This is a genomic window from Agromyces sp. NPDC058126, from assembly GCF_042884595.1.
In the GTDB taxonomy this organism is placed as follows: Bacteria; Actinomycetota; Actinomycetes; order Actinomycetales; family Microbacteriaceae; genus Agromyces.
Genome location: NZ_JBHVTS010000003.1, coordinates 604549 through 618442 on the forward strand (window position 1 = coordinate 604549; position 13894 = coordinate 618442).

Annotated in this window: 15 protein-coding genes, 2 tRNA genes and 1 riboswitch; of the genes, 6 read left to right on the forward strand and 11 right to left on the reverse strand. The window is 71.8% G+C overall.

All coding sequences use genetic code 11. The annotated features are described in order from the left end of the window. Window positions 1–69 precede the first annotated feature (69 nt). From ACFVTR_RS11900 to ACFVTR_RS11925, 6 genes are all read left to right on the forward strand, one after another. Complete coding sequence (locus tag ACFVTR_RS11900; RefSeq protein ID WP_387037513.1) at window positions 70–1287, forward strand: cation:proton antiporter; 1218 nt, start codon at window positions 70–72, stop codon at window positions 1285–1287. Window positions 1288–1317: 30 nt separating this feature from the next. Next, window positions 1318–1393 (forward strand) — tRNA-Arg (locus ACFVTR_RS11905). 43 nt (window positions 1394–1436) lie between these two features. After that, window positions 1437–2063 carry an oligoribonuclease gene (gene orn, locus ACFVTR_RS11910; RefSeq protein ID WP_376945640.1) on the forward strand — a complete coding sequence of 209 codons (627 nt, stop codon included), beginning with the start codon at window positions 1437–1439 and terminating at the stop codon, window positions 2061–2063. 44 nt (window positions 2064–2107) lie between these two features. Next, window positions 2108–2183 (forward strand) — tRNA-His (locus tag ACFVTR_RS11915). Between the two features lie 100 nt (window positions 2184–2283). Beyond that, window positions 2284–2631 carry a metallopeptidase family protein gene (locus ACFVTR_RS11920; RefSeq protein ID WP_387037515.1) on the forward strand — a complete coding sequence of 116 codons (348 nt, stop codon included), beginning with the start codon at window positions 2284–2286 and terminating at the stop codon, window positions 2629–2631. A gap of 24 nt (window positions 2632–2655) precedes the next feature. Continuing rightward, entirely contained in the window at window positions 2656–3912 is a 1257-nt protein-coding gene (locus tag ACFVTR_RS11925) for a hypothetical protein (protein ID WP_387037517.1), read from the forward strand. 9 nt (window positions 3913–3921) lie between these two features. On the opposite strand, the gene ACFVTR_RS11930 is transcribed toward ACFVTR_RS11925, so the two are convergent. The 11 genes from ACFVTR_RS11930 to gatC all read right to left on the reverse strand — a co-directional run bounded on the left by ACFVTR_RS11930 (window position 3922) and on the right by gatC (window position 13890). Continuing rightward, complete coding sequence (locus ACFVTR_RS11930; RefSeq protein ID WP_387037519.1) at window positions 3922–4179, reverse strand: hypothetical protein; 258 nt, start codon at window positions 4177–4179, stop codon at window positions 3922–3924. A gap of 56 nt (window positions 4180–4235) precedes the next feature. After that, window positions 4236–4832 (reverse strand): AAA family ATPase, encoded by a 597-nt coding sequence (locus ACFVTR_RS11935; RefSeq protein ID WP_387037521.1) that lies wholly within the window; start codon window positions 4830–4832, stop codon window positions 4236–4238. After that, on the reverse strand, window positions 4829–5626 hold the full coding sequence (locus ACFVTR_RS11940) for an energy-coupling factor transporter transmembrane component T family protein (RefSeq protein WP_387037522.1): 798 nt from the start codon (window positions 5624–5626) through the stop codon (window positions 4829–4831). The genes ACFVTR_RS11935 and ACFVTR_RS11940 overlap by 4 nt, the downstream gene beginning before the upstream one ends. Beyond that, entirely contained in the window at window positions 5623–7155 is a 1533-nt protein-coding gene (locus tag ACFVTR_RS11945; protein WP_387037762.1) for an ABC transporter ATP-binding protein, read from the reverse strand. Before ACFVTR_RS11945 ends, ACFVTR_RS11940 begins: the two co-directional genes overlap by 4 nt. Before the next feature lie 17 nt (window positions 7156–7172). Then, window positions 7173–7808, reverse strand: a complete 636-nt coding sequence (locus tag ACFVTR_RS11950; RefSeq protein WP_376945656.1) for an ECF transporter S component — start codon at window positions 7806–7808, stop codon at window positions 7173–7175. Between the two features lie 38 nt (window positions 7809–7846). Beyond that, window positions 7847–7956, reverse strand: a riboswitch (TPP riboswitch). 64 nt (window positions 7957–8020) lie between these two features. Next, on the reverse strand, window positions 8021–8356 hold the full coding sequence (locus ACFVTR_RS11955; RefSeq protein ID WP_376945658.1) for a hypothetical protein: 336 nt from the start codon (window positions 8354–8356) through the stop codon (window positions 8021–8023). A 9-nt stretch (window positions 8357–8365) separates the two neighbouring features. After that, a complete protein-coding gene (locus tag ACFVTR_RS11960) occupies window positions 8366–9724 on the reverse strand; it encodes a DNA polymerase IV (RefSeq protein ID WP_387037523.1) in 1359 nt (452 codons plus the stop codon). A 70-nt stretch (window positions 9725–9794) separates the two neighbouring features. After that, on the reverse strand, window positions 9795–10421 hold the full coding sequence (locus ACFVTR_RS11965) for a hypothetical protein (RefSeq protein WP_387037525.1): 627 nt from the start codon (window positions 10419–10421) through the stop codon (window positions 9795–9797). A gap of 117 nt (window positions 10422–10538) precedes the next feature. After that, a complete protein-coding gene (gatB, locus tag ACFVTR_RS11970) occupies window positions 10539–12059 on the reverse strand; it encodes an Asp-tRNA(Asn)/Glu-tRNA(Gln) amidotransferase subunit GatB (protein ID WP_387037527.1) in 1521 nt (506 codons plus the stop codon). Continuing rightward, a complete protein-coding gene (gene gatA, locus ACFVTR_RS11975) occupies window positions 12059–13594 on the reverse strand; it encodes an Asp-tRNA(Asn)/Glu-tRNA(Gln) amidotransferase subunit GatA (protein ID WP_387037530.1) in 1536 nt (511 codons plus the stop codon). Before gatA ends, gatB begins: the two co-directional genes overlap by 1 nt. After that, window positions 13591–13890, reverse strand: coding sequence for an Asp-tRNA(Asn)/Glu-tRNA(Gln) amidotransferase subunit GatC (gene gatC, locus ACFVTR_RS11980; protein ID WP_376945668.1), 300 nt, complete (start codon window positions 13888–13890; stop codon window positions 13591–13593). The genes gatA and gatC overlap by 4 nt, the downstream gene beginning before the upstream one ends. Window positions 13891–13894 lie beyond the last annotated feature (4 nt).

The following is a 13894-nucleotide window of genomic DNA, read 5'->3' on the forward strand; positions in this document are numbered from 1 at the left end:
CGCCGTCGAGTGCGCGAACAGCCGTTCCACTAGCATCACGACAGGGATCCGCCCCGCTCAGGAGGTCACGTGGAAGTCTCGATCGGCACGATGGTGCTCGTGCCGGCGATCGCGGTCGTCGCGCCATTGCTCGTTCGCGGGCTCGGCCGGTGGGTCGCGATCCCGCTCGTGGTGTTCGAGATCGTGCTGGGCCTGTTGCTCGGGCCGGCGGTGCTCGGCTGGGTCGTCCCCGACGACTTCATGGGCCTCATCGCCGAGTTCGGCCTGGCCATGCTCTTCTTCCTCGCGGGCAACGAGATCGATTTCCGGGCCATCCGCGGCCGGCCGTTGAACCGGGCCGCGATCGGCTGGATCATCTCGCTCGCCGCGGGCGTCGGCATCGCCGCCCTCTTCGCACCCGACCTTCCCGCGGCGGCATTCATCGGCATCGCCCTCACCTCGACGGCGCTCGGCACGATCATGCCGGTGCTGCGCGACTCCGGCGACCTCACGACCCCGTTCGGCATCTCCGTGCTCGCGCTCGGCGCCGTCGGCGAGTTCGGCCCGCTGCTCGCGATCTCGCTGTTCCTCAGCGGGCGATCGCCGCTCGTCGCGGCGATCGTGCTGCTCGGCTTCGCGGTGGTCGCGGGGATCGCCATCTGGCTGGCCGCCAAGGGCGTCGGCAAGCGGATGCACCAGGTGATCACGGCGACGCTGCACACGAGCGGGCAGTTCGCCGTGCGCCTCGTGATCTTCGTGCTCCTCGCGCTCGTCGCCCTGAGCATCGTGCTCGACCTCGACATGCTGCTCGGTGCCTTCACCGCGGGCGTGCTCTACCGCCTACTCCTCGTCGGGGCCCCGAAGCACGACGCGGAGGCCATCGAGTCCAAGCTCGAGGGCGTCGGATACGGCTTCCTCGTGCCGATCTTCTTCATCAACACGGGCGTCACCTTCGATCTCGAGGCGCTCTTCGCCGACGGCCCGACGCTCGCGATGCTGCCGGTCTTCGTCGTGCTCCTGCTCGTGATCCGCGGCCTCCCCTCGCTCCTCGCCGCCACGCCGGGGTCGGGCCCACGCGACCTCGCCGCGACCGCGCTGTTCGGCGCGACCGGGCTGCCGATCATCGTCGCCGTGACGGCGATCGGCGTCGACGCCGGCGACCTCGAGAGCGGCACGGCCGCCGCGCTCGTCGGTGCGGGCATGATCTCGGTGCTGCTGTTCCCCCTCATCGCCCTCGCGCTCCGCAAGCGCGGCGGCTCACGACGGCGCACGCGCACCGACGACGTGCAGGTGCCGACCGAGGGATGACCTCCTCCGCCCGGTATGCTTGCCGGGACCGCCCCCGTAGCTCAGCGGATAGAGCAGGAGCCTTCTAATCTCTTGGTCGCAGGTTCAATTCCTGCCGGGGGCACCACTGGCGCAGCGGGCGTGTCGGCACGCCCCGGTAGACTCGCCGCATGGCTTCTTCGAGCGACCGACTGGTCTGGATCGACTGCGAGATGACCGGGCTCGACCTCGAGGTCGATGAGCTGGTCGAGATCGCGGTCGTCATCACCGACTACGACCTCAACCCCGTCGATGCGGGAATCAGCATCGTCATCAAGCCCGATGCGAGCGCGCTCGAGTCGATGGGCGAGTTCGTCCGTCGCATGCACACCGAATCCGGCCTCATCGAAGAGATCCCGAACGGAGTCAGCCTCGCCGACGCCGAGTATCAGGTGCTCGAGTACGTGCTGCAGCATGTTCCCGACGAGCAGAAGGCACCGCTCGCCGGCAATTCGATCGGCACCGACCGGGCGTTCCTCACGAAGTTCATGCCGCGGCTCGACGCGCACCTGCACTACCGCAACGTCGACGTCTCGTCGATCAAAGAGCTGGCCAAGCGGTGGTTCCCGCGCGCCTACTTCAACGCGCCGGCCAAGAACGGCGGCCACCGCGCCCTCGCCGACATCCTCGAGTCGATCCGCGAACTGCACTACTACCGGCGCGCCGTGTTCGTCGCCGACCCCGGGCCCGCGAGCCACGAACTCCAGGCTCTCGCCGCCGAGGTGGTCGCCGAGTTCGAGCAGAGGCAGAAGGTGTAGTACGCTCTTCTAGTTGCCTGATCGCCACGGCGGTCCGACACATGGTGGGTATAGCTCAGTTGGTAGAGCGCCTGGTTGTGGTCCAGGAGGTCGCGGGTTCAAGCCCCGTTACTCACCCCAAGTCCGCGAAGCGCGGGTCCCCTGCGGGCCCGCGCTTCGCGCTTTCACCGGACCGACGCACGACCGATCGCAACGACGCACCCATCGACGGAGGAGATTCGTGGAACTCGATGCCGAAGCCTTCGAAGCGCTCGTCGTCGATGAACTCGACCAGCTGCCCGACGACATGGTCGACGGGCTCGAGAACGTGGTGTTCGTGGTCGAGGATCGCCCCGAAGACGGATCGCTCGACCTGCTCGGGCTCTACGACGGCTTCGCACTCACCGAGCGCGACCGCTACGGCTTCGGCGAGATGCCCGACCGCATCATCCTCTACCGCGAATCGCTGCTCGCGATCTGCGAGAACGAAGACGAACTGCGCGACGAGATCCATGTGACCCTCGTGCACGAGATCGCCCATTTCTACGGGATCGACGACGACCGGCTGCACGAGCTGGGCTGGGCGTGATTCCCGCACCGTTACGCTGATTCCATGAGTCTCTCCCCCGGGCGGATCGTCGGTATCGCCCTCGGCGCCGTCGCGATCCTCGCCGTCGGCGTCTACGGCCCGGCCATGCTGCTCGGCCCGCTGCCCGAAGCCACCGTCCGCGTCGACGCCGCCGCAGCGGCCTCCGGTGAGCCCGCCGCACCCATCGCGCTCCCCGACACCGGGGCGAGCGCGCTCGCGATCGTCGGCGCCGATGGGGCGGCCGAGACGCTCGCCGTCGGCGGCGACACCGGAACCGTGCCGATCGGCGGCGCGGCGAAGCTCATCGCGGTGCTCGCGACCCTCGACTCGCTGCCGCTCCCCGCGACCGGGCCCGGCCCCTCGATCACGATCGGCCCCGCCGACTACACGAACTACCTCGACCACGTGAAGAACGGCAACCGCACGCTGCAGGTCTCGCCGGGTGACTCGTGGTCCGAGCGCGACGTCGTGCGTGCGACGCTGCTCGCGTCGAGCAACAACCACGCCGACACCCTCGTGCGCTGGGCGTTCGGCAGCACCGAGGCCTACGTCACCGAGGCGAACGCGTGGCTCGAGGCCAACGGATTCGAGGCGACCAGGGTGGCCGACGCCACCGGTCTCTCGGGCGACAACGCAGGCACCGCAGAAGAGCTCGCGCGCCTCGGCGCGCTCCTCTACGCCGACCCCGCGCTCACGGCGATCGTGACCGCCCCCGAGGCATCCGATTCGACGGCGCGCAACGTGCCCGACGTCATCGACCACCTCCGCGAGTCGGGCGTGCGCGCCCTCTCGCGCAGCTACACGGATCAGGCGGGCGTCTGCTTCATCTTCAGCACCGTGCTGCCGGCTGCCGACGGCGGCGAGCCCACCCGCGTCACCGGGGCGATAACGACCATGCCCGACTACGAGACGCTCGACCCGGCGGTCTCCGACGCCGTGGCCTCGGTGATCGCGGCCTCGCAGCCCGTCACGGTCATCGCCGAAGCGGGCGAGTACGGCACCGTCACCACGGCCTGGGGCGACTCGGCCGCGCTGATCGCGCGCACCGGTCGAACGGATGCCGCGTGGGGCAGCGATCCCGGCGAGGCATCCGTCGTCGTGGAGCCGTTCACGACCGCCCCCGCCGGGCGCGCCGTGGGCACCGTGACGGTGCCGACCGCGAACGGCGACATCCGCAGCGAACTCGAGCTGTCGGCCGACATCGACGACCCGGGGCCGCTGTGGCGCCTCGTCAATCCGGCACCGCTCATCGCGGCGTTCCTCGCCGGCCGGTCGAGCTGAGCGAGCGCCTCAGTCGTTCTCGTCGTCGGACTCGACCGGGTCGGAGTCGTCGGCGTCGAAGCGGAACCTGACCCGCAGCTCCCCGTTGACCTGGCGATCGTCGACGGCGTCGTACCAGAACAGCGACTCGAGGCCGTCGACGGCCGCGACCATGCCGATGCGCCGCTCGGCCTTGCCGGCGACCAGGGCGCGGTGGTCGAACTCGCCCTCGAGCGGTCCGTCGATGAACTCTGCGACGTACTGGGCGCCGACCGAATCTGCACTCATGTGTCCACCGTAGCCCTCAGCCGCCCTTCTGCACCCGAAGCCCCGCGCGAATCGCGTCAGCCGATCGCCGGCAGGGTGATGACGAGATCGGCCGATCGCAGCGGCCGCACCCGGTGCACGTAGCGCCGCCACTCGGTCTCCCAGAGATCCCAGTACGCATCGAATCGTCCCGCATCGCGGGCGAGCGCGCGCGGCCTGCGGGTGTCGTCGGCGGCGCGCAACCAGACGCGCACGACGTCGGGGCGCCGGGCGACCGCCTCGAACGCCCCGCATCCCTCGAGGACGAGCGGGGACACGGGCGACAGCACGACCGCGTCGGCACGGTGCCCCGCCTCCCAGTCCCAGCGACGCCAGCCGCCCGGCGCCCCGCGGGCGTGCCGTGCGAGCAGCGTGCGATCGAGCGTCCCCGAGGCGGCGGCGAGCCCGTGCCAACCCGGGTAGACCTCGTCGAGCCGGACGAGCCTGGCGCGCCGACCCGGCCAGCCGGCGGCGAGCTGGTCGGCGAAGGTGCTCTTGCCCGATCCGCTCGGCCCGTCGATCGCGACGACCACGCCCGCGCCGCCGCCGGCGCCCGGCCGAGCGAGGACCGAGCCCCGCACGGCGGCTCGCACGAGGTGCAGCGCCGCGGCACGGCGGTGGGACTCGTCGGTCACGACCACACCGCGTGGAAGGTGCCGGCCCAGACCGCCGCGGCGATCGAGACGGCGGCGATCGTCACCGCGAGCACGATGAGCACGAGATCGGGCCATCCCACCGTGGAGTCGCGCGCCCACGTTCGCGGGGCCCCGCTGCCGAACCCGCGCGCCTCCATCGCCGTGGCGAGCTTCGACCCGCGGCGGATGGCGAGCACGAGCAGCGCGAACGCCATCGTCGCGAATCGCCGCAGCGCCCCGTGGTCGCCGATCCCGCGGGCTCGGCGGCTGAGCGACATCGCCTGCCAGTCCTCGATGAACAGCCCGACGAGCCGGGCGCCGGCGAGCGCCCCGAGCACGAATCGGCTCGGCAGGTGCCAGACCTGTGCCAGTCCGTCGGCGAGCTCGGTCGGGTCGACGTGCATGAAGAGCAGCACGGCGGGCAGGCCGATCGCGAGCACGCGCACGGTGACCGCGATCGCGAGCTCGATCGAGCCGTCGGTGATGCGGGCGAGCCAGAAGCTCCAGTACTCCTCGCCCGACGGCTGCCCGTAGAGCAGCATGCTCACCCCAGCGATCGGAGCTGCGATGAGGACCGGCCAGGCTCGGCGCAGCAGCGTCGGCAGGGTGACCCCGGCCAGGGCGAAGAGCACGAGCTGGATCAGGAGCGCGGTCGCCGCGCTGACCCAGTCGACGGTGAGGAGCAGCGGGGTGGTGAGCAGCATCGCCGCGGCGAGGCGGCTCACGGGGTTCACCCGGTCGACGAAGCGGAGGCGCGGAGCATCCTGCTCCACGGGGAGTGCGGCGGCGCTCATGCGAACTCCCTCGTCGTCGACGCCGCGAGATCGAAGCGCTCGTCGCCGAGCTCGGCGATGAACGCGGCGTCGTGCGTGACCGAGACGAGCGCGAGCCCGTCGTCCACGAGGCCACGGAGGAGCGCGGTGAGCTCGATCCAGGTCAGGCGGTCCTGTCCGAAGGTCGGCTCGTCGAGGATGAGCACCGACGGCCGGGCCGCGAGCACTGCCGCGACCGAGAGACGGCGCTTCTCACCGCCCGACAGCGTGAAGGGGTTCGCGCGGGCGAGATGATCGAGGCGGAGCCGCGCGAGGAGCTCGTCGACGCGGGCGGTGATCGCAGCCTCGTCGAGCCGGAGCGCACGGAGCCCGACCGCGAGCTCTCCTGCCACCGTCGACGCGACGAACTGGTGCTCGGGCTCCTGGAAGACCGTGCCGATGCGGGTGAGGAGCTCACGCGAGCGCCAGGCGATCGGTTCGCGCTTGAGGCCGGCGGCGAGCATGCGGGATACCTCGACGCGCCCCTCGAGCGGACGCAGGAGACCACCGAGGGTGAGTGCGAGCGTCGACTTGCCGACGCCGTTCGGACCCGTGACCACCGTGCTGGCTCCCGCTGCGATGCCGAGGTCGAGCCCGCGCTGCACGACGGCGTTCGATCGCCGTCCGATGGCGAGTCCGCGTGCGCCGAGCGCCGGTTCGAGCGCGATGCGGCCCGCGGGGCCCCCGGCCCCGGCACCATCGGGCCCGTGCTCGCCGATCGACCCACCGCGGGCCGAGACCGCGGCTGCGGCTGCGCCGGGCAGCGGGACGCCCGGCACCCAGACGCCCGCATCGAGGAGGACCTGGCGCTGCGTGACGAGGACCTCGCGCGGCGCGCCGTCGGCGAGCGGGCGCCCGTCGCGTCCGAGCACGACGACCCGATCGACGAGGTCGAGCCAGACGTCGACGCGGTGCTCGACGACGACGAGCGTCGCCCGGGTGCGGTCGAGCACGCGCCCGACCGCGTCACGCACTTCGCGCACGCCGTCGGGGTCGAGGTTCGCGGTGGGCTCGTCGAGCAGCAGGAGCCCCGGACGCATCGCGATCGCCCCCGCGAGGGCGAGCCGCTGCTTCTGCCCGCCCGAGAGCGCCGAGCTCGGGTGGTCGAGGGGCAGGTCGAGGCCGACGTCGGCGAGCGCCGCGCGGACGCGGGGCCAGATCTCGTCGCGCGGCACGCCGAGGTTCTCGCAGCCGAAGGCGACGTCGTCGCCGACCCGTGCGAGGATCACCTGCGAGTCGGGATCCTGGAGGACGAGTCCGGCGCGGCCCCGCGCCGCCGACGGCGCGACGCCGTCGACGGTGAGTTCGCCGTACTGCTCGCCCTCATCGTCGCCGCCGTGCACGCCGGCGAGGGCGTGGAGCAGCGTCGACTTGCCGGCCCCGGAAGGCCCGAGGAGGAGCACCCGCTCCCCCGCGTGGATGCGCAGGTCGAGCTGCACCACGGCGGGGCGGAGCCGGGAGGCGTGACGCCATCCCCAGCCGCGCGCCTCGACGGCGGCCGGGGACGACATCGACGATGCAGGCACGCTCACACCCGCTGCGTGACGTCCTGGCCCGCGGCGAAGCGACTGAGCGCCCCGGTCGCCGCGAGGGCGCGCACGAGCAGCCAGCCGACGAGGCCGGCGAGCACCGCGCCCGACACGACGACGGTGCCGAAGTAGAGCGCGAGGAACTCGGCCGACTTCTGCAGGTTGCCGGAGGTGAAGAGCTCGAGCGTCCACGCGGCTGCGCCGGCCGCGGCACCCGCGAGCATCGCCTGCGTCAGACCGAACCGGCGGTAGAGGAACAGCGCGAAGACGAGTTCGGCTCCGAGGCCCTGGGCGAGGCCCGAGTAGATCGTCTCGATGCCCCACTGGTTGCCGACGAGCGCCGAGACCATCGCGGCGACGAGTTCGACGAAGAGCGCGGCACCGGGCTTGCGGATGATGAGGCCGCCGAGCACGCCGCCGATGAGCCAGATGCCGACGGCGATGCCGCCGAGACCCGGCGTCACCGCGTCGGCGGCGACGAACCAGGCGTAGCCGATGTTGTTCCAGAACAGGAACAGGAGGCCCGTCGCGACGGCGATGACGGCCGCCACGACGATGTCGACGACGCGCCAGCGGAAGTCGCGCTTCGGCGCGGCCTCACGTGCGGACGGAGTGATGGGTGCGGTGGTGTGCACTGTCGTGCCCTTTCGATTCGTGGAAAGAGGCACGGGATATTGAGATGATCTGCCCTCCCTGCGCTGGCATGACCCAGATCAGGTTCGACGGTCGAAGGTTGAGAACCTTCCTCTCAGCCCGGCTCACCGGACTCCCGTGTTCGCAGACGAGTATACGCCGGACGAGTCGACCCGCGCCCGACGCGGCAGTCCGTGACGACGGTCGGAGGGCCTCAGCGCTTGAGCGCGCGGATGACCCAGCGCAGCGCCTTGCCGGTCACCCAGACGAGCGGCGTGACGACGAGGATCAGTCCGATCAGGTTCGGCTCGAAGCGCACCTCGCCACCGGCGCGGCCGACGTATGCGCCGAGGGGAATGGACAGGCCGCCGCCCCCGCCGCCGCCGGCCTGGTCGCCGCTCTCGTCACTGCCGCTGCCCGCGCCGAAGCCGTAGTAGCCGAGGGCCACGGGCACGACCTTGGTGCCGTCGAGGTCGACGGGCTCGCCGTACGAGGTCTTCACGCCGACGCCGGCGACGGTCTCTGCCAGTTCGAGTACGAGATCAGCCATGCCGCCACGCTACCCGCCGAACTGGGTTCGATCCACCCCTGTGCGCCCTTCGGCCGCCTCCGCTGCCTCGGCGCGTTCGGCGTCGAGGCGGGCCCGCCCTTCGGCGTCGACCGGCTTCCGGCGCATCGACGGCACCCGGGCGGCGCCCCCGTCGGCGCCGCCCGGCCGTACGAGCGCGGCCGGCCGCACGGCTCCGCGGCCGAATCGCGCGGTGACCTCGTCGACCGCGCGCTCGGCCTCGCGCCACTCCTCGTCGGGATCCCACAGCATGGCACCGCCGCCCGAGGGGCGCAGGTGCTCGGCACGCACGCCGATCAGCCGGATGCGTGCACCGTCGCCGAGCAGTTCTGGCAGGGCGGCCTGCGCCTCGTCGTAGATGCGACGCGCGACGTCAGTGGGTTCGCCCAGCGTGCGGGAACGCGTGACCGTGCGGAAGTCGCCGTAGCGGAGCTTCAGGACGACCGTGCGGCCGACGAGGCCGGCGCGCCGCAACCGCACGGCGACGTCGTCGGACAGCCGGAGCAGCTCGCGCCGGATCTGCTCGGGGTCGGTGAGATCGTGCCCGAAGGTCACCTCATGGCCGATGCTCTTCTCGGATCGCGTCGTCTCGACGTCGCGCGGGTCGATGCCGTTGGCGAGCCGGGTCAGACGTGCCGCGAGCGACGGACCGACCGCCCGCTCGAGCGCGTCGGCGGGCATTGCCGCGACATCTCCGACCGTACGCAGCCCGAGTCGCAGGAGCGACTCCTCGGTCACCCGCCCGACGCCCCACAGCGCGGAGACCGGCAGCGGATGCAGGAAGGCCACCGTGTCGGAGGCCGGAACCACGAGCATGCCGTCGGGCTTGGCACGGCTCGAGGCGACCTTGGCGACGTACTTCGACGCGGCCACCCCGATCGAGCAGGTGAGACCGGTCTCGCGCTGCACGCGCTGGCGGATCGTCCACGCGATCTCGGCGGGGCTGCCGTGCAGGCGCCGCGCGCCCGAGACGTCGAGGAACGCCTCGTCGATCGAGAGCGGTTCGACGAGCGGGGTGATCGACTCGAAGATGCCCATGACCTCTTTCGAGTACCGCGAGTAGCTCGCGTAGTCGCCGCGGAGCACGACCGCGTTCGGACAGCGCTGCAGCGCGATCGACATCGGCATCGCCGAGTTCACGCCGTACCGGCGCGCCTCGTAGCTCGCCGCCGACACGACGCCCCGGCCCGCGGTGCCGCCGACGAGCACCGGCCTGCCGCGCAGCTCGGGTCGCTTGAGCAGTTCGACCGAGACGAAGAAGGCGTCCATGTCGACGTGCAGGATCGGGGTCGCCGAATCGTCGACGGGACCCGTCGTCACCTGGCGCGACGAGCCGTCCTGCTTGCTCATGATCCGACCCTAACCGAGCCCACCGACACCGGCCGCGGCCGCGGCCGTACGATGCCGACCGGCCGCGGGGCTAGAACCCGAAGTCGCCGCCGCCGCCGAAGTCGCCGCCGCCGAAGTCCCCGAACCCGCCGAAGTCGCCGCCGGAGTCCGAGCCCGCCTCGGCTGACGCGTCGCCCGCGCCCGCGTCGGCAGCGCCGTCGGCACCCTGCTCGGCGCCACCGGCTTCGAACGCCGAGGCGTCGGGCAGCAGGGCCTGCGCGATGGCCGATCCGACGACCACGCCCGCGATCGAGCCGAGCAGGGAGCTGCCGAACATCTGACCGAACGAGGGTCCGGCCTGGCCGGCTCGGCCGCCGCCGGAGGCATCCGCCCCGCGGAACGCGCGCTCCATGCTGCCGGGTGCGCGGAGCTCGGCGCGCGTCGCCGCCCGTGCGAGGGCCGACGGCTCGTCCGACACGAGCCGCTCCCCCGCGGGCGCTTCATCGGCGAGCGAGCGGTACACGGCCGCCCGCTGCTCGGGGGTGAGTTTCGCGAAGGCCTCGGCGTGCACCTGCTCGATCGACTCGGGCGGCGCTGTGCGGAGCAGGTAGCGGTAGCGCTCGAGCGCGAGTTCGTCGTCGCTGAGCCGTCGCGCGGGCGGTGCCTGCCGCGGCGCGGGCTGCTCGGGTGCGCCGAAGAGTCGATCGAAGAATCCCATGGTGTCCTCGCTGATCGTGAAGGGGAGTTCGATTCTCTCGACATTCCCCCGGAAACGGCTGAGAGCCGGGCGGACGTGGACGTCCGGCCCGGCTCTCAGCTCGACGAACTCGGCGCGTTACTCGGCGGCGGCCGCACGCTCGAGCACGAGCTCGCGCACGCGGGCGGCGTCGGCCTTGCCCTGCATCGCCTTCATGACGGCGCCGATGACGGCACCGGCGGCCTGCACCTTGCCGTCGCGGATCTTCGCGAGCACGTCGGGCTGCGACGCGAGCGCCTGGTCGATCGCGGCGATGAGCGCCCCGTCGTCGGAGACGACGGCGAGACCGCGGGCGTCGACGATCTCCTGCGGCGACCCCTCGCTGGCGACGACGCCTTCGAGCACCTGGCGGGCCAGGCGGTCGGTGAGCGTGCCCGCCTCGACGAGCGCCGCGAGCTCGGCGACCTGCGCCGGGGTGGCGAGCTCGACCGCGTCGCGCTCCGAGGCGTTCGCGAGGCGCGTGAGCTCACCGGTCCACCACTTGCGCGCGGCGGCGGGCGAGGCGCCCGCCGCGACCGTCTCGGCGACCTCGTTGAGGAGTCCGCTGTTCGCGACGTCCTGGAACTCGAGGTCGGTGAAGCCCCACTCGCCCTTCAGGCGACGCCGGCGCGCGGCGGGCGGCTCGGGCAGCGCTGCGCGCAGTTCATCGATGAGCTCGGCCGAGGGCACCACGGGCACGAGGTCGGGCTCGGGGAAGTAGCGGTAGTCGTCGGCGTCGGACTTCGGACGACCGGCGCTCGTCGCACCCGTGTCCTCATGCCAGTGCCGCGTCTCCTGCGTGATCGTGCCGCCCTTGGCGAGGATCGCCGCCTGCCGCTGGATCTCGTAGCGGACCGCGCGCTCGATCGAGCGGAACGAGTTCACGTTCTTCGTCTCGGTGCGGGTGCCGAGCTTCTCCTGGCCGCGCGGACGCAGCGAGACGTTCGCGTCGCAGCGGAGGTTGCCGCGCTCCATGCGCGCCTCGGAGATGCCGAGCGCGAGGGCGATGTCGCGGATCGTCGCGACGTACGCCTTCGCGAGCGCCGGGGCATCCCCCTCGGCGCCGAAGATCGGACGCGTGACGATCTCGACGAGCGGCACACCCGCGCGGTTGTAGTCGACGAGCGAGTACTCGGCGCCCTGGATGCGACCCGTCGAGCCGCCGACGTGCGTCAGCTTCCCCGCGTCCTCCTCCATGTGTGCGCGCTCGATCGGGATCATGAACGTCTTGCCGCCCTCGAGCTCGACCTCGAGCTCGCCGTCGAAGGCGATCGGCTCGTCGTACTGCGAGATCTGGTAGTTCTTCGCGAGGTCGGGGTAGAAGTAGTTCTTGCGGGCGAAGCGACTCGACTCGGCGATCGAGCAGCCGAGGGCGAGGCCCAGCGAGATCGACTTGCGCACGGCGTCGCCGTTCACGACCGGCAGCGAACCCGGCAGGCCCAGGCACACCGGCGAGACGAGCGTGTTCGGCTCCGCGCCGTGGAACGCGGAGTTCGCCGGGTTCGGCGCCGACGAGAACATCTTCGTCGTCGTGTTCAGCTCGACGTGCACCTCGAGGCCGATCACCGGCTCGAAGAGCTCGAGGGCCTTGTCGAAGTCCATCAGTTCAGCGCGGGCCATCAGAGTGCGCCTTCCTCGGTCGCGAAGAGCTCGTGTGCGGTCAGGTCGGGAGCCTTGCCCAGCAGCGGGCCGCCCCACTCGGCGACGAGCAGCTGCTCGAGCGCGCCGCCGACGTTGTACAGGCGGGCGTCCTCGCGGGCCGGCGCGAGGAACTGGATGCCCACGGGCAGGCCGTCCTCGGGCGCGAGACCGGTCGGCACCGAGATGCCGGGCACGCCCGCGAGGTTCGCCGGGATGGTCGCGATGTCGTTGAGGTACATCGAGACCGGGTCGGCCAGCTTCTCGCCGAACTTGAACGCCGTGGTCGGCGCCGTCGGCGAGGCGAGCACGTCGACCTTCGCGAACGCGGCGTCGAAGTCGCGCTGCACGAGCGTGCGCACCTTCTGCGCGCTGCCGTAGTACGCGTCGTAGTAGCCGGCCGAGAGGGCGTAGGTGCCGAGGATGATGCGGCGCTTCACCTCGGGGCCGAAGCCCGCCTCGCGCGTCGCGGCCATGACCTGCTCGACCGTGCCGGCGCCGTCGGGCGTGACCCGCAGGCCGAACCGCACCGAGTCGAACTTCGCGAGGTTCGACGAGGCCTCGGCCGGGAGGATCAGGTAGTAGGCGGCGATCGAGTACTCGAAGTGCGGGGCGCTGACCTCGACGATCTCGGCGCCGTTGCGCTCGAGGAGCTCGAGCGCCTCGTGGAAGCGCTGGCGGACGCCGGGCTGGAAGCCCTCGCCGTCGAGCTCCTTGATGACGCCGATGCGGAGGCCGGAGACATCCGCCCGCTTGACGGCGTCGGCCATCGACGGCCAGGCCATCGGCAGCGAGGTCGAGTCGAGCGGGTCGTGCCCGGCGATGACGTCGTGCAGCAGCGCCGCGTCGAGCACGGTGCGGGTGACCGGGCCGATCTGGTCGAGGCTCGACGCCAGCGCGATCGAGCCGTAGCGGCTGACCGCGCCGTAGGTCGGCTTCACGCCGACGGTGCCGGTGACGTGCGCGGGCTGCCGGATGGAGCCGCCGGTGTCGCTGCCGAGGGCGAGCGGCGCCTCGAAGGCGGCGACCGAGGCGGCCGAGCCGCCGCCGGAGCCACCGGGGATGCGGTCGAGGTCCCACGGGTTGTGGGTCGGGCCGTAGGCCGAGTGCTCGGTCGAGGAGCCCATCGCGAACTCGTCCATGTTGGTCTTGCCGAGCGGGACGAGCCCCGCCTCGCGGACCTTCGTGACCGGGGTCGCGTCGTAGGGCGGGATCCACCCCTCGAGGATGCGCGAGCCCGAGGTCGAGGGCATGCCCTTCGTGACGAGCACGTCCTTGATGGCGATCGGCACGCCCGCGAGCGGGCCGAGCGCCTCGCCCGAGGCGCGGCGACGGTCGATCTCGGCCGCGGTCTCGACGGCGCGCTCGCCCTCGATGTGCAGGAAGGCGTGCACCGCGCCGTCGACGGCGGCGATGCGGTCGAGGTGCGCGCGCGTGGCCTCGACCGAGGAGACATCGCCCGAGGCGAGCTTCTCGCCGAGCTCGGCGGCGGACAGGCGGATCAGTTCGTCGCTCACTGCTCTTCTCCCAGGATCGCGGTGACCACGAAGCGCGAGCCGTCGGACTCGGGGGCGCCCGCGAGCGCCTCCTCCGCGGTCAGCGTGTTGCCGACGACGTCGTCGCGGTACACGTTCTGCATCGGGATCGGGTGGCTCGTCGGCGGCACGTCGGGCGTGGCCACCTCGCTCACCTTCTCGACCGCGTGCATGATCTGGGCGAGTTCGGTCGTCAAGTGCCCGATCTCTTCGTCGGTGAGCGCGATACGTGCGAGGTTCGCGAGATGCGCGACCTGCTCCGCACTGATTTCGGACATGCTG